The sequence below is a fragment of the Flavobacterium sp. ZB4R12 genome (assembly GCF_048276375.1).
In the GTDB taxonomy this organism is placed as follows: domain Bacteria; phylum Bacteroidota; class Bacteroidia; order Flavobacteriales; family Flavobacteriaceae; genus Flavobacterium; species Flavobacterium gawalongense.
Genome location: NZ_JBLNKS010000014.1, coordinates 12966 through 35126, shown reverse-complemented (window position 1 = coordinate 35126; position 22161 = coordinate 12966). Strand labels below are relative to the sequence as shown.

The window sequence follows — 22161 nt, the reverse complement described above, 5'->3', positions numbered from 1 at the left end:
AAATACAATTAAATAATTAAAAAACAGAGCGTTACTAAATTTGTTTAGGGTTATTTTGTGGTTTCTTACAATATTTCAACAAAAAATAAGCAAGACCGAGTGCAGCAATTAATAAAGCTAAACTTATAATAATATTACTATTTGTTTGCTGTATATCTAGTGTGATTATTTTAGTTGAAATAGCAATAATTGAGATTTCTATAATTTGAAGAGTAGGAATTGTATTGGACGAAATAATTAATAGCAATGCTTTTATAAGTTCATATCCTACCGCAATAATCAATATCAAATTAAATACTTCGAATAAAGTGGAAACATCAATCAATAGATAAGGAGGAGCGGTAATTTTTTTAAATTCTAAATAGATAAGATGTACTGTGCCCAATATTAAAATTAAAGTCATAATGCCAATTAAAACACGAATTATATTTTTATTAATGCCTATAATTATTCTTGTAAATTTATCTTCGCTATTCATAGTGTTTCTTTTTAACGGATTAAATTTAGAAATTAAATATTTCAATTTTTAAGCGTTGGCTTGTCAAATCGGCAAAATCCCTCCGAAAATTGGTCTTAAGTTTTCGATATTCTATGTTTGTCCTCCGTATCGATTTTGTCAGGATTGTCTTTTATGCTATGGAAATCCTGTTGTTGCAAGTAAATTTAGTTATAAAAATAGGCGTCTTTACCAATCTAATTGTTTTTTTAATTGGTTGCTAGCAAAAAATACAGAACCATAAGCTTGTTGGTTCGTAAAAAGTTAATAAGTTGTCGATATTTTATGCTTAACAACTATGACAATTTTGCAGGATCTTTGTTTTTTTTGCGTAAGTTTTACTTTTCCACTTTCCACATTTTAATTGTCAGCTTAAGTTCCGCGATTTAGTTTTTTCACACTTCTATTTCCAAATTTAGTTTTTTTGCGTCATTGCTTGCTGACGAACCTGATTTGCCAAAAGGTAAAATGCCCAACCATCGTTCAAACGGGTTAACTTAATGACATTGGACTCTATACTACGGTTGTGCCATTTAAAAATGAAAAACCAACTAAATTTTAAAACAGTGATTTTATATTTGGTTCAGAGGCGTATTTTAAAATGGTTTGTTTGTCAACTGTTTGTTCATTATCAATGCGAAATAAAGATTTCAGCCCCGTGTATTCACAAATGAATTTCTCACTGGTATTTACAGGATTCCCGTTAAATATAATTCCTTTAATGGGAATGTTTCTACGCTGAAGAGCTTCGACAGAAAGCAGTGTATGGTTTATGCTTCCGAGATAATTCCTGGAGACCAAAATAACTTCCACTTTTAATTTTTCAATAAGGTCAATTACCAAAGAATCATCATTGAGTGGAACCATCAAACCGCCTGCTCCTTCTATAATGAGATTATTGCTGGTTTGTGGAACTTTAATGGAATCTAAATTAATCGTAACACCATCAATCGCAGCAGCGGCGTGCGGAGACATTGGTTCTGTAAGGCGATAGGCTTCAGGAAAAAAATAAGAAGTAGAATTACTGATAAGTCCCTGCACTTTCATTGTATCCGTTTGGTGCAAATCTCCTGATTGGACAGGCTTCCAGTAATCAGCTTTTAGCGCTTCGACGAGAATGGCTGATACGATTGTTTTTCCTATATCCGTACCAATGCCTGTTATGAAATATCGTTTCATTATGCTGTGTTTTTTAATTGAATTCTAATCTTTGCCCCGGAATGAATTCGGAAAAATTACCATTCTCATAGACAAGATTTCCGTTAACAAACGTATGGGTCACTTTTGATTGAAATGTTTGGCCTTCTAATGGCGACCAACCGCACTTGTATAAAATATTTTCTTTACCAACCGTCCAAGGCGAATTCAAGTCAACCAGCGTTAAATCGGCAAAATAACCCTCACGGATAAAGCCTCTCTTTTCAATACCATAAAGTATCACTACATTATGACACATTTTTTCGGCAATTTTTTCTAATGAAATTAGCCCTTGTTTGTATAATTCAAGCATAATATACAAGGAATGCTGTACCATTGGCGCACCCGACATGGATTGGAAGTATGGTTTTTGCTTTTCCTCTAAAGTGTGCGGTGCATGGTCGGTTGTAATAATATCAATTCTGTCGTCAAGTAACGCCCGTAAAAGTCCTTTCTTATCCTTTTCGGTTTTTATGGCAGGGTTCCATTTTATTAAGGTCCCCAATCGCTGATAGTCCTTGTCTGAAAACCAAAGATTTTGAACCGATACTTCGGTGGTGATATTCTTTTCTTTTAGCGGTATGTCGTTTCGGAACAAATGGGTTTCCGCCTCTGTGGTTAAATGCAGGATATGCAACCTTGCCTTGTGCTTTTCGGCAATGGCAATGGCTCTTTTGGTAGATTGATAACATCCTTCTTCACTACGAATTAACGGATGACATGCAATTGGCACGTCTTCACCGTAATTGGCCATATAAATCTCCTCATTTTCCTCAATGATTTTTTCCAATTCAGAATGAATGGCGATAATGGATTTACATTTCGAAAAAAGTTTTTCCATGGTATCTGGGCTATCGGCAAGCAAATTTCCCTTCTTGGTAAAATAAAGTCCATCATCAGAAACCCCAATGAATTGGGAAGTGTCCATTTGAAGCACTTCGTCTAAGTTGTCGTTATTAACCCCTAAAAAGAAAGAATAATTAGCCCAAGATTTTTCTGAGGCGATACGGAATTTCTCATCGAGAATTTCAGTGGTCAATACATTGGGAACTGTGTTTGGCATATCGATAAAAGAAGTTGTGCCACCCGCAACAGCCGCTCTGCTTTCAGTATAGAGATCCCCTTTATGGGTTAGTCCGGGTTCCCTAAAATGCACTTGCCCGTCTATAATACCCGGAAACAGGTACTTGCCGGTTCCATCAATGGTTTCAGTTTCCTTTGTGATTTCTCCGGACAGATTTCCAATGTTTTCGATAACGCCGTTTTGAATGAAAACGTCAGCAATTTTAATTTGTCCCTCGTTTACGATGTTGACATTTTTTATTAATATAGGATGTTGCATAGGTAGCTAATTCGTTAATTTGGTTAATTGTTACTTTGGTTAAATTGGAAATCGCCTTTTGAAATTTTCATCGGTGCTTGCACTTTCTAAATCAGGGCTATTTCACTTTATCTAATTCCCTTTATGCTTATTTCACGGCATCAAAAGACAAATGCGTAGTGAGCATAAACCCACTATTATATTGAAATACCGATTTATCGTTTACCCTTTTCCCTTGTTGCAAAATTTGACTCAAATAACCCGCTTCAATTTTTACATTTTTGTTTACTTTATAACCTACTAATGCTGCCAATCTATTTTGATCAAAAACATTTGCTCCGACATTTTTACCAAAACCAATAAACACCTCATCCAATAAAATGATGCTCCAGCTGTTTTTATATACAGGAATCTCCGTTCTTAGCCTGTATCGCAACCTGTTCAGAAAAACCCAGTCGGTGTTAGTTTTTCCATTTTGAATCAAAAACTTTTCAATAAATCGTTGCTCTAATGTAAACCGATGGGACACATCCACTTTCCCTATTGGGTTTTTTAAAATTATCTGCTCATAAATGCGATGTTCGGAAAAAGCATTTGCATTTGGATAATCCCCATAAGGATCCGTTTCGGCAAAAGCATAGCCTGCATTTAAACTCACATTCTTTCTCAGGGCATAATTCACCCCTGTTCGCATCAAACTTTGTTGCGGGTTTTTTAGTCCTTCTACTCTTCGCCATTGGTATTCGGTATGCAAAGCAATTTTTGGACTTATTTTAAAGGTGCCGGTGTAGGCAAGCCAGCCAATACTGTTATTATCCGTAATTCTTTGTTCTTGCGAAAAAGTATAATTGTGTAGAAATAGTGTTAAAATAAAAATAAAATATTTTCCAGTTGTCATAAGTTCTTTGTTATACTTCGTTTTTAGGCAATCTATCTTTGCCTTCTTTATAATGTTCATGTTACTACCGTTTTTTTTCTTTAATCCGGATTTGCCATAATTTTAAACAATTCAGAGTTGGAAATATAATATCGATTTTCTAACGTAATTTGTAAAAGTTGTACACTAACCAAATTATTTTCTCTTGAATTTATTAAAAAGATGGAGCTTTCTCCGAATGAAAACAATCTTTCTTCTGAACTTAGCATAGTCAAATTGTCTTTCACCAAATCATTTATAAATTGCTTTTGTTTTTCTAAAGATTGGATTTCTATTTTTTGTGCATTTATTTTATTTGATAATTGTACTTTTTCTAAATCAAGCGCAAATTGAGTTTCTTGAACTTTGAATTTTGCCAATTTCAAACTGCCTCGTTCTTTTCTTAAAAACAAAGGAAAATAAAAATCCAAACCTATTTTATAATTTTTGAATTGATAGTTGTCTATATAACTTGGTTCTGATAAATAGGAATAGCCAACATCAATTTTTGGCAAAAGCAGATTGGCTTTTAGTTTTCGCTCCACATTCAAAATATCGACTTTGCTTTGTAATGCATTAATTTTTGGATGTTTTGAAATCGAAAAATCCCGGTTTAATAAATCATTGGTCTTTAAAGTTTCTTGAATTGTAAATTCCAATTTTTCCTCTGGAATTAATTGTTCCGAAAGTTCAAGTGGAATATTGTTTTCTAACCAAAGAAAATTTGATAATTCCAGTTTTGATTTTGCTAATTTTAAATTAGAATCCTCTAAACTGAGTAATCTGTTTTTTACGATTATTCCGGCTTCAATACTATCGATTACGGGTTTATCCCCTTGTTGGATTAAGGATTTTATTCCTTTGAAACGAGTTTGCGCATTGGAAACATAAGTTTCATAAAGTGCTACTTCGTTAAAGTTTTTTTTCCAATTAAAATAGGCCACCGAAGCATCATACAAAACAACAATAGCTTGTAATTTCCTTTCTGCTTGGCTCAATTTAATTTGTATTTTGGCTTTTCGAAGATCTGCCATTCTTTGATTGACAAACAATCCCTGACCTAACGGAATAGTAATCCCAAACGAAGTCAACCCTTGATTTGGAACCGTGTTTTCGGGGTTTAAATAAACACCCTCATTGTTGTCAAAACCTGCTTTCAATTCAATTCCGTACCAAGTTGGAATTTTGAAACTGCTGTTCAAAATAGAATAATACTCGCTGTTTTTGAATTGTTTTTTCGAAAAATCGACTTCAATTTTAGGGTCAAAGCCACCACGTGACATCATCAAATTGGCTTGTGCTTTATTGAGCTCAAGATTGGCAGTTTTCACTAATGGATGAAATTTTTTTACATAACCCAAAAACTCATTATAAGTAAATTCCTTGTCATTATTTTCTTGTCCATAAGTCGAGAATCCAAAAAACAGAAAAAACAGTAATAGATGTTTCATTATTTTTTTTCTTTATTTTTTTTCACATCTGTCTTATAATAATTAGGGGGAAACCCACTAAGCGTTCTCCATATTTCATACCAAATGGGTACAGTATTCAGTAAAGCAATTGTTTGTGCTCCTGACCCTATACTTAATTGTTTTGGCCATTTTGCTTCATCGGGATCCGGAGCAATCAAAATTCGGTATTTTCCATTATCACTAATGAAATTTTCGATTGCTACAATTTCACCTCCAAAAGTCCCGTAAGACACATCCGGCCAACCGGAAAAAACAATTGTCGGCCAACCGTCAAAGAAAATCCTCACCTTTTCCCCTTTTTTGATTAATGGCAAATCGACCGGTTTTACGAAAGTTTCGACAGCAATATCATATTTTGATGGCATAATGCCCGCAATTGGCGTCCCTTCCTTGATTGTTTCGCCCAAACCCGATTGCAAAGCACGATTTACATAACCGCTTTGTGGCGCTTTAATGTAGTACATTCCGTTACGAATGGAGTAATTCACGTATTGGTTTTCCAGTTTATTGACTTGTGCTTCGGTATCGTATTTGTTGCTCAAAGCGGTATATTGATCGCTTTTTGCTTTTGAGGACTTCTCGGAATATTCGGCCGTAATCCTATTTATTTCAATTTTTGCATTGATGAATTCGTTTTTGCTGGTCAAAAATTTATTTTCTTGTGTGATAATTTTTGCATCAACTTCTTGTAGTTTCAAACGCTTTTCCTCAACATCTGTCAATGGCTTTAAACCTTCTTTATTCAACTGAACCGAACGATTAAATTGTGTATTGGCAATTTTGAGTTGTGTTTTTACAGCCACAAGATCCATGCTGTCGCTTTGTACTTTCAGCAATGATTGTTTTATTTTGTTTCTTGCCTGTTCCAGTTTTAATGTTTTTTCGCTTTCAATGGCCTGAATTTGAATTGAAAGTGTATTTACTTTTGAACCATAAGACTCAACCGATAATTTTTTTGCGTCGGCTTGATTTTTAGTGTTTTTCACCAAATTCGGGTCTAAATAATCCTCTTTAATTTCAGAAATGAATAAAATTGTATCCCCTTTATTGACAAAATCGCCCTCTTGAACATACCATTTTTCTATTCGTCCAGAAATCACGGTTTGAATGGTTTGTGGTCTTTGGCTCGGTTTTAAAGTAGTTACTGATCCTGAGCCCGAAATATTTTGTGTCCAGGGCAAAAAAAGGGCAATTACTCCAATAACAGAAACTCCTGCAATAATTCGGTTTAGAATTTTATAATGTGGACGATTGCTCAAATTCTTGACAGTCCTGTATTTTTCAAGAGGTTCAAGCAATATTATGTTTTCTTTTGAAATATTTAACATCCTTTTTATTTTTTTGTGTCAAGAACAATTGTACCCTTATGCATCGTGATTACTCTATTGCATTTTGTTTCCCAATACGGGTTTTTGGAAGAAACAATTACAGTCCATTGATTTTTATCCGAATTTATAAAATCGATAATTTCGTTGGCAACTTCTTCGTCCATTGTATCGGTTGGGTCTTCATAGAAAAGTATTTTTGGCTTGTGAATGATGCTTCTTGCCAATAGAATCTTTTGTGCATTTGACGATGAAAGTTGTCTCCCTTCCGGAAAAATTTTGGTATCTAAGCCTTTAGGCAAAGTTTTGATAAATGACGAAAGCTGTACCGCATCAATTGCCCATTTTAAATCTTTGTCCGAAATGGTTTTATCATTGAAAGTAATGTTTTCAAGAATTGTTCCTTCAAAAGGGGTTTCATTATAAATAATGGAACTTATTTGTGAACGATATTCTTTGAGATTTATTTTTCTGAAAGTAACATCGTTAATATAAAAAGACCCTGAAGTTTGACCCAACAATCCTGATAATATTCGGATCAAAGTTGTTTTCCCGGAACCATTTTCCCCGTCAATTACTATCTTTTCACCTTGATTAATTTTCAAGGTAATAGCAGTTAAAATGTTGTTTTTTGAATCCGGAAAGTTAAACCCTAGATTTTCTGTTTCTAAAAAAACATCGGTATTGCAACATGTAATGTCAGTTTCTGAATCCTCTTCTAAATGCTTATCGGTTACTTGTCCAATTTTTTCGACCGAAGTCAAAACGTCATAGAAAGTTTCTAATCCCAGAATTATCTTCTCTACAGAGTTAATAACCAATAAAATAATAATTTCAGCAGCAACAAATTGACCAATATTTATTTGCTGATTGATGACCAAGAAACCACCAATAGATAATAAGCTTGCCGTGATAATCATTTTGAAAACAATCAGCTGGCTAAATTGTTTTTTAATGACATTGAAATGTTTTTCACGATAATTTAAATAATCATTGACTAGATTGTCGTTTTTTTGCAAAGCGTAATCAAAACTATTCTCGTTTCTAAAACTGAAATTGTTACGAGCCATTTCTTGCAACCAACTGGCGACTTTGTATTTATATTTCGATTCTTTTAAACTGGTCTCTAATCCGATATTATAAGAGTATTTGAATATGATATACAAAAGAAAAAACAATAAAACCCCAAAGACAATAAAAAACGGATGATATAACGATAAAAGAATTATACCAAAAAACATCTGGAGCATTGCCCCTGAAAAGTCTATTATGAGTTTTGAAATTCCTTTTTGGATAGTCATTGTGTCGAAAAAACGATTGGCTAATTCTGGCGGATAGGTATTATATAATTCTTCAAATTTTATTTTCGGGAATCTTACGGCAAAATCAAACGAAGAACGAACGAAGATTTTCTGCTGCAAATTTTCAGTTATTCGCAATTGCATTAGTGACAAAATCCCAACTAAGGCAACTCCAATAACTACAAGTATGATTAGAACAACCCAGGAAACACTAACTCTTCCAGACTGAATAAAATTAGTAATGGCTTGAATTCCTAAAGGAAGTGACAAACTTACAAGGCCCGAAAAAATAGCATAGAAGAAAATTTGATAAACATCTTTTTTGTCTAATTTTAATAATTCGTAGAATCGTTCTAATGGAGTCATATTTTTTTAATTTTAACAAGACTTTTACTAAAATATCGCTAAATATTTCTGTTGTAAGCTGTACTGTCTAAGAGTTTTATTCAAGAGAAATAGAAACCGAATTAAAGTGTAATTTTTTTATAATTTTAGTACAATATTATTGTTTAGATTTAGCTTGCGGTAGATTTAATAAAGTTTCTTCTAGAAATTCTACTTTCCCTGTGTGAATATCGTACATAGCACCAACTATTAAAATTTCGCCATCAATATATTTTTTGTGTAATATTGGGTCTAAGTCTCTAAGATCAGCTACTTGGTCAATTCCGTTTTGTCTAGCAGCATTATTAGTAGGATTACCAGCAATATGAGAAGATTTTGCGACTGCTCCTTTTATTTCGTTAATAAGCGTAACAATATGACCTAGTACGTTTTCAGGACGTTTAACCGCGGCATCAACCGCACCACATTCTGTATGAACCTAATACAACTATTAATTTTGTTTTTAATTTTAAAACAGCAAATTCCATACTACCATAAGACGCAACCGCAGAAACTTGACCTGCTGTACGAATAATAAATAAATCGCCCAAACCTTGGTCAAAAATTAATTCATTTGGCACACGGGAGTCAGAACATCCTACAATTGTAGCAAATGGCTCTTGTCCTTTTTCTAATTTTTTTATAAAGCTAACATCTTGTCTTGGTCGTATACTTTTGCTCTCAATAAATCGTCTGTTACCTCCTTGGAGTTTTTTAAGTGCGTAACGAGGATTTGCATAAGCAGAATCCCTATTTACAATATAATGCTCAGCCCTCCATTTAACAGAATCAATTGCCGTTACAGTTTTAACCTTTTTTTTGGTAGTTCTTTCTGTTTGTGCATATGTAATATTTTGAATTAATAACAATGCAATAGCGATCAAAAAGTATTTTTTCATATATAATATTATTAATGTTTAGACTATAATAATTCATAAAATAACTTCTAAGTAATGTTAAAAATTAAATTATTATGAATTTCAATGTTTATATAAGATTTAATTTATTATTGCTAATTTACAACAAATGAACTGATTGATTTGGTTGATAGTTTTTTTATTCTATTTGTGATTACAATTATTATTTTTGGTTCTTCGCCTAAATTAGTGGAATTCAAAAAAAAGACATCTATTAATCAATGAATAGATTTCGTAATTGTCGCAAAATATCCTTTAAAAACAGGTGCTTATTTAAACTTTAATTTCCATCTCTAATCAACCTAATTTGGTTTTCCACTAATTTTGGCGAAGAACCTTATTTTTTAACAACAAAGAATAATAGACAAATAGATAGGCATTCCAAAAGTAATGTTAAACGGAAAGGTAACTGCTAATGCCATAGGCAAAAATAAACCTGGATTGGCTTTTGGTGCCGCAATTTTCATAGCAGCTGGTACCGCAATATAGGAAGCACTTGCTGCAAGAATAGCAAAGATAAATCTGTCGCCGACTTCATCGGTTACTATTTGGCTCAAAAATGCTACTACCATACCATTAAGCAGTGGTATTACAATTGCAAACACTAGGGTAACCCATCCACTTTTAATAAAATCATCTAATTTTCTTCCACTTACAATACCCATATCTAGTAAAAATATGGCTAAAAATCCTTTAAAAATATCAGTAGTAAAGGGTTTAATTCCCATAGCTTGTTGGTCACTAGCTAAAAAACCAATCACTAAACTTCCAAGAATTAATAAAACACTTCCATTAGTTAAAGAATGTCTTATCACAGAACTCATTTTACTGGAACTAACTTCTTTCTTGTTGTATAATCTAATTAAAATTACTCCGATGATTATTGCAGGTGCTTCCATCAATGCCATTACTGCTACCATATGTCCGCCGAAAGTATATTTTTGAATTTCCAAAAAAGTTACTGCTGTCACAAAAGTTACCGCACTAACCGAACCATATGCTGCCGCAATTGCACCCGAATTTTCAATGCTAAACTTTCGCTTGAGAATAAAAAAGCAATAAATAGGAATGACAAACGCAATTAATATCCCAAATAAGACTGCCCAAATGATTTCCATATGAAAATCACTGTGCGCCAATTCTTGTCCTCCTTTAAACCCAATAGAGAACAATAAATACAAAGAAATAAACTTGGATGTATTGGCAGGAATTTCTAAATCGCTTTTCAATCTTGCGGCAATTATCCCGAGAAGGAAAAACAATAAAGCCGGATTTGTTAAGTTATCTAACAGTAAATCTAAATTCATTTTTTATTTTTTATTTTTTATTTTTTATTTTTTTGTGGCGCGTTCTAATCTATCGTTAATGGATTTTCCTAATTCAAAATCCGGAAATCGTTCTGCAACAATCATATCTAAGTCCATTTTATCCAATCGATGCATTGCAGCATACAAATGTGATGTAGCTTCTTTTAAATCCCCTTTTTCGGATAAAATTTCTTGGTGCATTACACTAGCATTTTCAATTCTCTTCTTAAAAAGCAACAATCCAATTTTTTTGTCAGGAAATCCTTTTATGAATTGTGCTACATCACTTTCTAAAAAAGTGGCGGTTGCCGGTGCGTAATGTCGTGATAACATTCCTGGTGCATCTGGTGCATTTTCTTTTTTGTTTTTAATTTGGATTTTCCCAATAACTTCTTCAATATCTTCTACAGAAATAGAACCCAATCGATATAATACCGGTTCTTCATTTTCAAAACCAATTATCGTAGATTCTATTCCGTTTTGGCAATCGCCTCCATCTAAAACTAGCTGTAATTTTTCGCTGAAATATTCTGCAACATGCAAAGCAGTTGTGGGACTTATTGCCCCAAAAGGATTGGCACTTGGAGCAGCTAATGGAAAATCTAACGTTTCCAACAATGCCAAAGTTGTAGCATGATTTGGAATTCTAATAGCCACCGAATCTTTTCCGGCAGTAACTAAATCGGGAATCGATTCTTGTTTTTTCAGCACCATTGTCAAAGGACCCGGCCAAAATTTCTCAGCTAATAATCTGGCTTTTTCCGGAATATCTTTGGCTAATTCGTCTAATTGTTCTACCGATTTAATATGAACAATTAACGGATTAAAAAAAGGCCTTTGCTTCATTTCAAAAATCGCCTTTATGGCTTTTTCGCTATAAATATTCCCGGCCAACCCATAAACGGTTTCTGTTGGAATGGCAACCAAATCTTCTTGGATTAAAATCCTGGCAGCTTTTGATATGTCTTTTGAAACTATTGTCATAATTTATTTTAAGGATTGCAAAAATCACAATACATAGGATCTTCGGTCATTTTTTTATGTGGATAAAATTCCTCAGAAGTATGATTACACTTTTTACAAGTATAAATAAAACTCAAAGTAGAACGCGTAGCTGAATTACAACATTCACAGGGCAACCCCAATTTGGCATCAGAAACCACAAATCCAGGTGTTTCACACATAGGACATAGCGACCGAATTGAATTTATTAATTTTAGCGTGGCTTTTTCAATCACTTCCATTCGTGTTGGATTGTACAGTGCGCGCATATCGGTTTCGACATATACTTTCCCAAATTCTTTCATCATTTCATGAAAGCTTTCCTTTAAAATCCTTTCGTCAGTGATTCCTTTAACTATTTTAGAAATATCCTTTTCTGATGGTTTTAAAATAAGCCCGTGAGATGGAAATTTTACTTGAGTCGCAAATTCCAGTAGCTCGATTTCATTCTTAATTTCACTGCCATTAAAATTGGTATTCATACTGATTTCTCTTACTATAATTTCTAACTCATTTTTTTTATCAATAAAAATTAAAAATTCATCATCGGCATGGGCAAAAAAAATGGTGGGGTGCATACCAAAAGATCCTTCGCTGGCAATACCTAAATCACAATGATTCTCTTTCATCGCAAGGAGACATTTATTGCGAAGAGTCATTAGCGCACCATCTTTTCTCTCAATCTCTCCCGAAAAAGTTCCCAATGTGTCAGTGTCAAATTTATCGGAGACAAAGCAACTTACGCCTAATTCTTTTTCAAAAATCGGTGCAATCACGTTTTCCTTTTTGTGCTTAGTTGCGATAAGAAGTTTTCTACCTTGAAACATACTAGTTATTCGTTAAAACTTATTTCAATCGTACTATTTAGAACCAAATTTACTCCATTTGCTTCTGCAACTTCCAGTAAATTTTTAATTTTTTCTTTAGCTTCGTTAAGTTCCACTACTCGCTTTTTGGATTGAGAAATGTCATTATTAAAACGAATATGATTGCTAAAATCCTCTAGGTTATGGTAGTTAATTTTACTGTTTATCAATGCAGCTAATACTTTTCCTGCTTCTTCGGGAGTAAAAACTCCATCTATTAATTTAAAGACTTGTTCGTTTTTCATTTTATACTTAATTATTAGGTTTTAGTTTTTTTACTTTTCTAATTATTTGATAAATTTTTGAATTTCCTCTATATATTAATTCAAAACTATTAATTGGGTCTGGCGATTCCTGTAATTTACGAATTAGCAACATGACTGTATTTTTTAGTTTGACTCTGCAAAGATAGAGATATTATTAATGATAGTAATGCTATTATTAATAATTGTAAAATAATTTTTAGCTATCTTTGCCAAAGAAAGATGAGACATCTTCTTTTTAGCAATTTATTATACGAAGACCAATCAATACAAGGATTCAAATGGAGCTACAGTTGCAAATAAAAATGAATGAGGCGTTATTTCTCCGTAACCCTGAACAGACGGAGTTAGGCAAAAAGATTATTATGCACAGCATTCAATTGGTCTATAAAAGCGGCTTCGAAACCTTTACCTTTAAAAAATTGGCAAAAGACATTGGTACAACCGAAGCGGGTATTTACCGATACTTTGAAAACAAACATCGCTTGCTGTTATATCTTGTAGCTTGGTATTGGAGTTGGCTTGAATACCAGATAAGCTTTCATACCAATAATATTAATGACCCAACAATTAGGTTAAAAATGGTGATAAAACTATTAGCCACAACAGTAAAAGATGATGAAAAAACAAGTTATGTCAATGAAAGTTTGTTGCATCAAATTGTTATTTCAGAAGGTTCAAAAGCATATTTAACAAAGCATGTAAGCGAAGACAATAGACACCATTTTTTTAAACCATACAAAGACCTTTGTGCCGTTATTGGAGATTTAATTTCAGAATGCAATCCGAAATACAAATACCCGAAATCATTAGCCACCACCATCATTGAAATGGCGCATTTTCAGAATTTTTTCATGAACAACCTGCCTTCACTTACCGATTTTGGAAAAAATAAGGACGAGGCAAAAATCATTTCTTTTCTGGATGATTTGGTGTTTTCCAGCATAAATAAAATTTAGTTGTCGATGAGATCTCTGTTTTGCAGGAGCTCCATCCAATTCAAAAAAAAACATGCTTAACCCAAGAGCTGATCCTGTGAAGGTAAATAAAGGGAAACAACAAGGTGAAAATAGAGCTGTAAAGAAAAGTCCAAACACTCCTGATTTGTCTATGTTTGATTTTAGTTTCATAATATTGTTTTATTTTCCACAAAAAATGAGAAGTAAATGTTAATAAAAACTGTTGCTATTCCAGTAATTATAAATGTAGTATTTGCACCAAATTGATACCAAATTAAGCCTGCTAATGAACTCGCTAACATTGTGCAAATACTTTGAAAACCTGAATAAGTTCCGATTGCTGTAGCAGTATCCTTTCTGTCGGAAATATTACTAATCCAAGCTTTGGAAATCCCCTCAGTTGCTGCTGCATAAACTCCATAAATAAAGAACAGCATTGCAATAGCATAAATATTAGTACTGAAAGCCATCCCAAAATATACGATTGAAAATAAAGAAAGCCCAAAAACAAACATTTTCTTTAATCCTATTTTGTCAGCAAAAATTCCTACTGGAAATGCGCAAAGCGCATAAACCAAATTGTAAAAAATATAAACCCCAATTACTGCCGTGTCATTTAATCCTGCTTGTTTTGCTTTTAGTAACAAGAAAATATCGGAACTGTTAAACAATGTAAATGCCAATAACCCGATTACTAATTTTCGATATTGTAACGGACTTGTTTTCCAATAATTTAGAAAGGAGAAAAAAGGTGTCGATTTTCTTTCTATTGGATGGGCTTTAGTTTTGTCTTTCAAAAAAAAGGAAGCTAATACAGCAAGTAACCCAGGAATAAAAGCGACATAAAAAAGTGTTTTGTAATCCTGTGGATAAAAGTATAGATACACTAATGCTATTGCGGGTCCAAGAACTGCCCCAAAAGTATCCATTGATCGATGAAAACCAAAGATTTTTCCTTTGTTCTCTGATGTTGCCTCATCCGATAAAATAGCATCTCTTGCACCAGTGCGAATTCCTTTCCCGAAACGGTCAATAGCTCGCGCAAAGAAAATCCAAAGCGGAAAAGTAAAAACTGCCATCATTGGTTTTGAAATAGTGCTTAAAGCATAACCGAGTTGAACAAAGGGAACGCGTTTTCCGGAATTGTCCGATAATTTTCCAAAATATCCTTTACTCAATCCTGCCAAAGCTTCTGCAAAACCTTCCAAAACACCTATTAATACAATAGAAAATCCGATTGTTTTTAAATAAATTGGCATTATTGGATAAAGCATTTCGCTCGCCGTATCGGTAAACAAACTGACTATGGATAATATCCAGACGGTTCGTGTGATTATTTTTGTTTTCATTTGGCTTCTTTACAGCTTAATTTTAATTCCACCGTTCAATATAAATCCGTCTGTAGGTGTATAAACTTCTCTAAATTGTGGATTTTGAATTGTTCCAGAATACATATTTTCCCATCTCGATTGTCGACTATCCAAAAAGTTTTCAAGGTTCAAAAATATGCTGAAATACTTGAATTTGTATTCTCCTGAAACTCCCATAACCCAATAATCCCTAACTTTTTCGTTGTTTGTCAAATACTGATTTCCAACATAAAAGACCTCGTAAGCGATTCGCAATTTTTCTTCCCATTCATACATTACGTTTGCGTTTATCCTATGTTTTGCCGTTAATGGATTTACTGTAGAATTATTATCGAAATTTTTCTGAGCGTCAATGTAAGTGTAACCAATGTAACAAGAAACATCCTCAAAACGAAGTTTTACGTTTGTTTCAAAACCTTTGGTTTCTATATTTCCGTTGGCATTTTCAAAGGCATAATTTACCGTCAGCGGAACCGGATTAAGAACCAACGGGTTTTTGATAATGGTGTAAAAAAACATTTGGTTAATGGCAAAACTTAGCTCGTTAAAAATGGTGGTTTTGTAATTGACATCGGCATTTAATCCATACGATTTTTCAGGATTGACTTTTGAAAAGTCAAGCAGATTTATATTTTGAAACGCTTTTTCTTCGGTTTCTTCCGAGAAAATGGTTGGTGATTTGTAACCTAAACCACCACCAAATCTTGAAGATATTTTTTCGTTAATTTTATACAATAATGACAAACGAGGCAAGACAAAAACATTGCTTCTGTTTGTAATGTCTAAACGCAAACCGCTTTCCAAAATAAATTTTTCGGTTATGTTCAGATTGTTTTGTGCAAAAATACCAAAGGCAGCATTGTAATAATCTAATTTGTCAGCGACTAAATTCATTTGTTTGAAATTATCCGAAACTAAATTCGCCCCCAAATTCCATTCTGATTTTTCGTTGGGGATTAGATAATTGGCTTCTGTAAAAGTGGCTATTTGTTGTCCTTCAAAATTATAAGTTTGTTTTTCTATTTTTCGGTTAAAATATCCAACGCTATTTTTAATTGTCAATATATTTTTATTGTCAAATGTTTTTTCAAATTTTGCTTGTGTCGAATATCGATTACTGTTATTTCGCTCAAAGAACGTATGCGTAGCATCTGATTTGTTATCAATCACTTGCATATCTCCACCAATTCGTTTTTCAAATCCTGCATTTACACCTAAACTAAATGTTGTTTTTTCGTTTGGATAATAGAAAAATTTTGGACTTATGGTATATCTCTCGAATTTTGGAATATCCGAAAACCCGTCATTATTTACATCGTATGCTTTTTGGGAATTACTTGAAGCGTAAATTGTAAGTCCTGATTTCTTGTATTTTCCAGCATAAAAACCACTTAAATCCAACGCTTGTGTTTGATTTATGTTTGCTAAAAATGAAATTTCTCTTGTGTCGGTTGGTTCTTTTGTAATCAGGTTTATCAATCCCGCAATGGCTCCGCCGCCATAAAGCGTTGAAGTGGAACCCTTAATGACTTCCACGCGTTTTAAATTCAAAGGTGGAATTTGCAAGATGCTCAAACCACTTGCAAAACCTGAATACAATGGAAAACCGTCCTGTAAAAGTTGCGTATATTTTCCGTCTAAACCTTGAATACGAATACTCGCACTTCCCGAAACTTGGGAAGTTTGTTGCGTTTGAATTCCGGTGCTTTCGGTAAGCAACATTTTTATATTCCCTGGTTGCATTGAAGATTTTTCTTCTAATTCGCCCGCTGCAATCGCTTCGATTCGAGTTGGAGTATTTTTTATTGTTCGGCTACTTCTTGTTGAAGTAACTTTAACTTCTTCTAATTCTTCCGATGATGGTTCTAAAAATATTTCAATAGTTTCATTTTGTGGGAATAAAATGTTTCTTTCAATTTTTCGATAACCAAAAGAACTGAAAACAATGGTTTGTTTACCGTTGGGGATGTTTTCAATTACTACAAAACCTTTTTCGTCAGAAGTTGAGCCGTTTTGAGTTCCGTTTAGGAATACAGAAACGCTATCGAGTGCTTCCTTTGTTTTTTCATCTTTGATGATGGCTTTAAAAGTGTTTTGGGCTGTTGCTAAAAATGGAAATAGCAAAAGAATGAATATTATTTTTTTCATTTTAAATTTAAATAGAATTGTTCTGAAATAGTAAAACTGACAACTGCGTAGCAATTGCCTAAAAAAGTCAAATCAGAAATTCATCAAATCAAGTAAGAAGAATGTAGAATAAAAAGCTTATCCCGTTTTGGAAAGAAAGAGCTTTTGTAGAATGAATTGCATTTAGAGGCAGGTAGAATTGCACTTAAATGGAATTGGATTGATGTATCACAATTAATGTCGCAATGCGGAATACTTTGTGTTACACTGTTTGCAAAGGTTTGGTTGCTAAATTGTTGAATATAGGCATGACTTTCATTTTCAAAATTAGCCTTCTCCTCGGTATCCGAAAATTCAAATACGGTGTTGACATAGCAACACGATATCAAAAGCAGAAGTACTATTTTAATGTATCCTTTCATCGTTGCAAATGTATAAACAATAATATTATTTTGTTGGAAATTGATGTGCTCTTTTGTCGGTTTATCTATTTTTTATACGGTCTCGGATCATTTCACACAACTTATAGATAAACGTCGTATATTTGTAAAGTAATGAAATTTTCAACACTCATATTAGCAACAATAATTTTATTCCTCGCTATTAAGCCAGGAATAGATTTGATTTCATTGCAAAATAATAATGAACAAACTTGTTGTGACGGACAATGCAAACCGACTGCTGACAACGAAAAATCATCCAGCCAACAAAAACAAAAAGACGACCGTTCGGGAAAATCCTGTAATCCTTTTCAAGTTTGCAGTTCTTGTGTGTTGCAATGTTCTACAAATCAGCTTGCTGAAATATCTAAACCTAAAATTTCAACTAACCAAAATTTTACTTACCAATCAGTTTTTACTTCTCAATTCGCACCTGACTTTTGGCAACCTCCTAAAATTGTTTAACAATATTAAATTAAACTTTTGCTCCGACAACTTCGAAGCAATATTTCTTTATTGTCAACAATTTTAAAATCAAAAAAATGAAATTTATAAAATCATTAGTTTTGGTATTCATTATATTGATTACCTCAACAAGCATTGCGTTTGCTCAAAAAACAACACAAAATACCGACAGCACAAAAACGGTTACCATCAAAGTAAAGGGAATTACTTGTTCTATGGACTTGAAAATGATTGCTGCCAATGTTGAAAAACTGAAAGGCGTTAGCAGTTGCAAATCAGGAAAAATGGGAACAACCTCTTCATTTGAAGTAAAATTCAATCCTATACTGGTTACCGAAAAAGAGATCTACAGAGTCATCGAGAACACAGGTAGTTGTGAAAATCCAGACGAAAAATCATATAAAGTAAAACAGTAAACAACTGATAAAGCGGGGTTTGTTCTCTCGAATAAACCTTGCCTTATTTTAAAAAAATCACAATGAAAAAATACATCTTCATTGTTGGTTTACTGTTCCCGTGTGGTTTATTAGCTCAAACCATTTTAGGAAAAGTTACCAACGATAAAAAGGAACCGCTTATTGGTGCAAATGTATATTGGCTTGGCCAAACAACAGGAACATCCACAGGTGACAAAGGAGAATTTGAAATTATAACCAAAGACATCAACAATAATAAATTAATTGCAAGTTTTGAAGGACATACATCAGATACGATAGAAATCACCAATCAAACATTTGTAGTATTTAAATTAAAAGGGGCGAAAACACTTGATGAAGTAATTGTAAAAAGACAACGAGACGGTGTAATTATTTCTAACATCACCCCAATCAAAACAGAAATTATTACTCAAACAGAATTGCGAAAAGCCGCTTGTTGTGATTTAGCAGGTTGTTTTGAAACACAAACAACGGTACAACCACAAACAACGAATGTAATTACCAACTCAAAAGAGCTTCGCATCTTGGGGTTATCTGGCGTTTACAATCAGGTTTTGATTGACGGTTTCCCAATGATACAAGGTTTGTCATACACGTACGGGATTAGCGGAATTCCTGGAACATTAGTTGACAACATCTATGTTTCAAAAGGAGCGAATAGCGTTTTGCAAGGATATGAAAGCATAAGCGGACAAATTAATGTTGAAACCAAAGACCCCGACAAAACGGATAAATTATTGCTCAATGTGTATATGAACAATTTTGAAGAAAAACATTTTAATGCCAATTATGCTTTGAAGAAAGGCAAATGGAGCAATCTTACTGCATTTCATACAGTTCAACCTGCAAATAAAATTGACAGGGATAAAGATAACTTTCTCGATTTACCTCTATTGACACGCTATATGATTTCAAATAAATGGAAATACGGAAACGACAAAGACTGGGGCTGGAGCAGTAGAGTTGGTTTACGATTTTTGAATGAAAAACGAATTGGAGGTCAAACATTCTATAATCCCAATAGCGATCAGGGAAGTACTTCTATTTACGGGCAAACGGTTAATATTAATCAGCCTGAAATTTGGACAAAAACTGCTTATCGATTTAATGACAATCATAAAATAACTTTGTTTGTTTCTTCATTTCACCAAGACCAAAAATCTTTTTTCGGAACGGTAAAATACAACGCACAGCAAACAAATTTTTACAGTAATCTGCAATACGAATTGGTTTATTCACAAAAAAATTCACTAAAAACAGGCATTAGCTACCGTTATTCCAACCTCAATGAAGACATTGCTTTTACCGATACTTCTTTGCAAAGAACTTACGCAGGGAATTACAAAAAAGTAGAGAATATTCCAGGTGTATTTGCTGAAAACTCAATGAGCTTTTTAAATGACAAATTAACTTGGATTGCCGGTATTCGTGGCGACCAACATAACCAATTTGGTTTTACTCTTACTCCAAGAACCTTATTAAAATATGATGTTACCCCGAAAACTGTTTTTCGTGCCAGTATCGGAACAGGTTGGAGAACAGTTAATTTATTCAGTGAAAATATAGGCTTGTTAGTTAGTTCCAGAGATATTGTTTTTTCAGAACAGTTAAGACCTGAAAGAGCAACAAATTTTGGAATTAACTTAACTCAAAAATTTGAAAGCAATAATCTTTCGGGTTATATTAGTGCAGATTATTATCGAACTAATTTTCAAAATCAAATTTTTCCTGATTATGACAGTGACCCATCAAAAGCAATTATTAAAAACTTTACTGAAACAAGCATAAGCAATGGTTTTCAAACTGAGCTATATTTGAAAATTTGGAAACGCTTTGAATTTAAAGTGGGCTACAACTTTTTAGATGTTTACAGAGAAGTAAATGGAAGTAAGCAACTTTTACCTTTCAACCCTGCACATAAAGTTTTGACGACTTACAGTTATAAACCCTTAACAAACAAATTTCATTTTGATGTAAATGTGCATTGGTATGGGGAACAGCGTTTACCCGATACAAAATCAAATCCAGTAGAATTTCAACGACCTGATTTTTCACAACCTTATACTTTAGTGAACGCACAATTTACTTATATTTTTAAAAAGATTGAAGCATATACTGGTTGCGAAAATGTATTTGACTTCAGACAGAAGCAACCTATTATCAGTTGGCAAGACCCATTTAGTCCATTCTTTGACACTTCATCTGTTTGGGGGCCAACAAGGGGACGGGAAATATATGTTGGCATTCGTTTCAAACTTACAAATGAATGAAACCGCCTTATAGGAAGCGCAACACAAAGTTTACTTCAATTACGAGGAATATTTATTAATGTGAATAAAAAATTGGTTAACAGGAAATTGGTCTCGGTTTTTTATTTAATATTGTTTTTTTATAAAATTGAAATGAGAGAAGGAAAAAGACCGAGAATTGCCGTTGACAAGGGTAATCAAATAGTTGATGTAGAAACATATTCAACTAACAAATTCTCGAAAAATGCCAAGCGTTTATATGACTCTACGCACGGATTTAAATCTGATGTTTGGACAGATCAACACTACATGATTAGGTTACATATCGGAGATGAGAATGGTATGAGAGAAGGGATTGATATTGAAGATGTAAGAAATCTTATAAATGATACTTTTAATCATGTGGTTAATTATACATGCGAATCAAGGGTTAAAATATTAAGTTAATAAAGGCAGCAGCAATTTTACCAAATAGATGTACCAATAGCCCTTTTGTTGATCTAACCTTGCTGGCTCTTTGAATATCTGTTTTTTGAATTAGCCAATTAAAAAAAGATTCAATAGGTTGCCTAACCCTTGAAACAGCCGTTGAATATAGGTCATTCGAGGCTTTGTCTCTATTTCTAATTTCCTGACATTCTCCTTTTACTGCTTTAACAGGCGTCAACATTACAGAGTTTTTTTCTTTTTCAAATCAGAGAAAAATTCTTTGTTTTGATAAATTTTATCTCCAAAAAAACATCTATCTTCTTTCATTGACCATGCCTCTTTAAAAACGGTTAAATCATTCACAGAAGCTGGAGTTATTTGTATTTCTTCTGGGAAAGGAATTTTGTTTTCTCTTCTAAAAGCTAAAGCATGAAGTTTAACTCCATAATAAAACATGCTTTTTGTAGAACAATATCCCTTGTCTGTTATGTCTTTGGCTACATTCCCGGAACGTTTTCCAGAACAAGTAACAATAGGCATAGAATCTAACAAGCTTTGATTGTAAAAACAATCTTCCGGGTAATACTCTGTAATTAAATCTGTTACCAAATCCTTAAAAGCTTCAGACAATCGATTCAATCTATTAGAAAATGCAGAATAGGAGCCAAGTTTTGGAAACCAAGAACGCAAATATTCATTAGCAAATCGGTGAATTTGCTTTATAGTAAATCGTTGTTCTTCTTCTATTACAAATAAATAAATGGTCATAATTTCTTCATCTGTTAAATCTTGCTTATCGTTGTTACTGAATCGCTCACAAGTATATTTTAAATCTTTTTCAAATTTTTCACAAATTGTTGAATAAATTTGTATTAATTTTACGGCTTTAGTCTGAATAATCATATGTTTAAAAGCGCT

21 protein-coding genes are annotated in these 22161 nt (G+C 33.2%); 5 read left to right on the top strand and 16 right to left on the bottom strand.

What is annotated here, in order from left to right; genetic code table 11:
* Positions 1–34: 34 nt before the first annotated feature.
* From ACNO7W_RS11325 to ACNO7W_RS11265, 13 genes are all read right to left on the bottom strand, one after another.
* On the bottom strand, positions 35–478 hold the full coding sequence (locus ACNO7W_RS11325; RefSeq protein ID WP_417938215.1) for a phosphate-starvation-inducible PsiE family protein: 444 nt from the start codon (positions 476–478) through the stop codon (positions 35–37).
* 576 nt (positions 479–1054) lie between these two features.
* A complete protein-coding gene (gene bioD, locus ACNO7W_RS11320; RefSeq protein ID WP_417938214.1) occupies positions 1055–1675 on the bottom strand; it encodes a dethiobiotin synthase in 621 nt (206 codons plus the stop codon).
* Between the two features lie 13 nt (positions 1676–1688).
* Entirely contained in the window at positions 1689–3035 is a 1347-nt protein-coding gene (locus tag ACNO7W_RS11315; RefSeq protein ID WP_417938213.1) for a dihydroorotase, read from the bottom strand.
* Positions 3036–3162: 127 nt separating this feature from the next.
* Positions 3163–3972, bottom strand: a complete 810-nt coding sequence (locus ACNO7W_RS11310) for a DUF2490 domain-containing protein (RefSeq protein ID WP_417938212.1) — start codon at positions 3970–3972, stop codon at positions 3163–3165.
* A gap of 20 nt (positions 3973–3992) precedes the next feature.
* Positions 3993–5381: a TolC family protein gene (locus ACNO7W_RS11305; RefSeq protein WP_417938211.1), complete on the bottom strand. Its 1389-nt coding sequence runs from the start codon at positions 5379–5381 to the stop codon at positions 3993–3995.
* Positions 5381–6730: an HlyD family secretion protein gene (locus ACNO7W_RS11300; RefSeq protein WP_417938210.1), complete on the bottom strand. Its 1350-nt coding sequence runs from the start codon at positions 6728–6730 to the stop codon at positions 5381–5383. The genes ACNO7W_RS11305 and ACNO7W_RS11300 overlap by 1 nt, the downstream gene beginning before the upstream one ends.
* A 5-nt stretch (positions 6731–6735) precedes the next feature.
* The gene (locus tag ACNO7W_RS11295) at positions 6736–8394 is read right to left on the bottom strand and encodes a peptidase domain-containing ABC transporter (protein ID WP_417938209.1); all 1659 of its coding nucleotides are present in this window, start codon (positions 8392–8394) and stop codon (positions 6736–6738) included.
* A gap of 136 nt (positions 8395–8530) precedes the next feature.
* A complete protein-coding gene (locus ACNO7W_RS11290; RefSeq protein WP_417938291.1) occupies positions 8531–8788 on the bottom strand; it encodes a hypothetical protein in 258 nt (85 codons plus the stop codon).
* Between the two features lie 37 nt (positions 8789–8825).
* Positions 8826–9311 (bottom strand): carbonic anhydrase, encoded by a 486-nt coding sequence (locus ACNO7W_RS11285; RefSeq protein ID WP_417938208.1) that lies wholly within the window; start codon positions 9309–9311, stop codon positions 8826–8828.
* Between the two features lie 362 nt (positions 9312–9673).
* A complete protein-coding gene (locus ACNO7W_RS11280) occupies positions 9674–10636 on the bottom strand; it encodes a sodium-dependent bicarbonate transport family permease (protein ID WP_417938207.1) in 963 nt (320 codons plus the stop codon).
* 24 nt (positions 10637–10660) lie between these two features.
* A complete protein-coding gene (locus tag ACNO7W_RS11275; protein ID WP_417938206.1) occupies positions 10661–11620 on the bottom strand; it encodes an L-threonylcarbamoyladenylate synthase in 960 nt (319 codons plus the stop codon).
* A gap of 8 nt (positions 11621–11628) precedes the next feature.
* Positions 11629–12465, bottom strand: a complete 837-nt coding sequence (locus tag ACNO7W_RS11270) for a DUF6671 family protein (protein ID WP_417938205.1) — start codon at positions 12463–12465, stop codon at positions 11629–11631.
* Positions 12466–12470: 5 nt separating this feature from the next.
* Positions 12471–12749, bottom strand: a complete 279-nt coding sequence (locus ACNO7W_RS11265; RefSeq protein WP_417938204.1) for a hypothetical protein — start codon at positions 12747–12749, stop codon at positions 12471–12473.
* A gap of 383 nt (positions 12750–13132) precedes the next feature.
* On the opposite strand from ACNO7W_RS11265, the gene ACNO7W_RS11260 reads away from it, so the two are divergent.
* Positions 13133–13726, top strand: coding sequence for a TetR/AcrR family transcriptional regulator (locus tag ACNO7W_RS11260; protein ID WP_417938203.1), 594 nt, complete (start codon positions 13133–13135; stop codon positions 13724–13726).
* Positions 13727–13893: 167 nt separating this feature from the next.
* On the opposite strand, the gene ACNO7W_RS11255 is transcribed toward ACNO7W_RS11260, so the two are convergent.
* Positions 13894–15075 carry an MFS transporter gene (locus ACNO7W_RS11255; protein ID WP_417938202.1) on the bottom strand — a complete coding sequence of 394 codons (1182 nt, stop codon included), beginning with the start codon at positions 15073–15075 and terminating at the stop codon, positions 13894–13896.
* Between the two features lie 9 nt (positions 15076–15084).
* Positions 15085–17244, bottom strand: a complete 2160-nt coding sequence (locus tag ACNO7W_RS11250) for a TonB-dependent receptor (RefSeq protein WP_417938201.1) — start codon at positions 17242–17244, stop codon at positions 15085–15087.
* Between the two features lie 533 nt (positions 17245–17777).
* Here ACNO7W_RS11250 and ACNO7W_RS11245 point away from each other — a divergent pair.
* The 4 genes from ACNO7W_RS11245 (at position 17778) to ACNO7W_RS11230 (ending at position 21261) form a co-directional block, all read left to right on the top strand.
* Positions 17778–18128 (top strand): hypothetical protein, encoded by a 351-nt coding sequence (locus tag ACNO7W_RS11245; protein ID WP_132070807.1) that lies wholly within the window; start codon positions 17778–17780, stop codon positions 18126–18128.
* Positions 18129–18205: 77 nt separating this feature from the next.
* Positions 18206–18544, top strand: coding sequence for a heavy-metal-associated domain-containing protein (locus ACNO7W_RS11240; protein WP_132070809.1), 339 nt, complete (start codon positions 18206–18208; stop codon positions 18542–18544).
* Between the two features lie 62 nt (positions 18545–18606).
* Positions 18607–20835: a TonB-dependent receptor gene (locus tag ACNO7W_RS11235; protein ID WP_417938200.1), complete on the top strand. Its 2229-nt coding sequence runs from the start codon at positions 18607–18609 to the stop codon at positions 20833–20835.
* Positions 20836–20967: 132 nt separating this feature from the next.
* Positions 20968–21261, top strand: coding sequence for a hypothetical protein (locus ACNO7W_RS11230; protein WP_417938199.1), 294 nt, complete (start codon positions 20968–20970; stop codon positions 21259–21261).
* Positions 21262–21483: 222 nt separating this feature from the next.
* On the opposite strand, the gene ACNO7W_RS11225 is transcribed toward ACNO7W_RS11230, so the two are convergent.
* Complete coding sequence (locus ACNO7W_RS11225; protein WP_417938198.1) at positions 21484–22146, bottom strand: transposase; 663 nt, start codon at positions 22144–22146, stop codon at positions 21484–21486.
* Between the last annotated feature and the right edge of the window lie 15 nt (positions 22147–22161).

What these genes read in the sequence shown, in the direction of transcription:
- ACNO7W_RS11325 (WP_417938215.1), bottom strand. Translation starts at nt 478, where the DNA reads ATGAATAGCGAAGATAAATTTACAAGAATAATTATAGGCATTAATAAA.
- bioD (WP_417938214.1), bottom strand. Translation starts at nt 1,675, where the DNA reads ATGAAACGATATTTCATAACAGGCATTGGTACGGATATAGGAAAAACA.
- ACNO7W_RS11315 (WP_417938213.1), bottom strand. Translation starts at nt 3,035, where the DNA reads ATGCAACATCCTATATTAATAAAAAATGTCAACATCGTAAACGAGGGA.
- ACNO7W_RS11310 (WP_417938212.1), bottom strand. Translation starts at nt 3,972, where the DNA reads ATGAACATTATAAAGAAGGCAAAGATAGATTGCCTAAAAACGAAGTAT.
- ACNO7W_RS11305 (WP_417938211.1), bottom strand. Translation starts at nt 5,381, where the DNA reads ATGAAACATCTATTACTGTTTTTTCTGTTTTTTGGATTCTCGACTTAT.
- ACNO7W_RS11300 (WP_417938210.1), bottom strand. Translation starts at nt 6,730, where the DNA reads ATGTTAAATATTTCAAAAGAAAACATAATATTGCTTGAACCTCTTGAA.
- ACNO7W_RS11295 (WP_417938209.1), bottom strand. Translation starts at nt 8,394, where the DNA reads ATGACTCCATTAGAACGATTCTACGAATTATTAAAATTAGACAAAAAA.
- ACNO7W_RS11285 (WP_417938208.1), bottom strand. Translation starts at nt 9,311, where the DNA reads ATGAAAAAATACTTTTTGATCGCTATTGCATTGTTATTAATTCAAAAT.
- ACNO7W_RS11280 (WP_417938207.1), bottom strand. Translation starts at nt 10,636, where the DNA reads ATGAATTTAGATTTACTGTTAGATAACTTAACAAATCCGGCTTTATTG.
- ACNO7W_RS11275 (WP_417938206.1), bottom strand. Translation starts at nt 11,620, where the DNA reads ATGACAATAGTTTCAAAAGACATATCAAAAGCTGCCAGGATTTTAATC.
- ACNO7W_RS11270 (WP_417938205.1), bottom strand. Translation starts at nt 12,465, where the DNA reads ATGTTTCAAGGTAGAAAACTTCTTATCGCAACTAAGCACAAAAAGGAA.
- ACNO7W_RS11265 (WP_417938204.1), bottom strand. Translation starts at nt 12,749, where the DNA reads ATGAAAAACGAACAAGTCTTTAAATTAATAGATGGAGTTTTTACTCCC.
- ACNO7W_RS11260 (WP_417938203.1), top strand. Translation starts at nt 13,133, where the DNA reads ATGCACAGCATTCAATTGGTCTATAAAAGCGGCTTCGAAACCTTTACC.
- ACNO7W_RS11255 (WP_417938202.1), bottom strand. Translation starts at nt 15,075, where the DNA reads ATGAAAACAAAAATAATCACACGAACCGTCTGGATATTATCCATAGTC.
- ACNO7W_RS11250 (WP_417938201.1), bottom strand. Translation starts at nt 17,244, where the DNA reads ATGAAAAAAATAATATTCATTCTTTTGCTATTTCCATTTTTAGCAACA.
- ACNO7W_RS11245 (WP_132070807.1), top strand. Translation starts at nt 17,778, where the DNA reads ATGAAATTTTCAACACTCATATTAGCAACAATAATTTTATTCCTCGCT.
- ACNO7W_RS11240 (WP_132070809.1), top strand. Translation starts at nt 18,206, where the DNA reads ATGAAATTTATAAAATCATTAGTTTTGGTATTCATTATATTGATTACC.
- ACNO7W_RS11235 (WP_417938200.1), top strand. Translation starts at nt 18,607, where the DNA reads ATGAAAAAATACATCTTCATTGTTGGTTTACTGTTCCCGTGTGGTTTA.
- ACNO7W_RS11230 (WP_417938199.1), top strand. Translation starts at nt 20,968, where the DNA reads ATGAGAGAAGGAAAAAGACCGAGAATTGCCGTTGACAAGGGTAATCAA.
- ACNO7W_RS11225 (WP_417938198.1), bottom strand. Translation starts at nt 22,146, where the DNA reads ATGATTATTCAGACTAAAGCCGTAAAATTAATACAAATTTATTCAACA.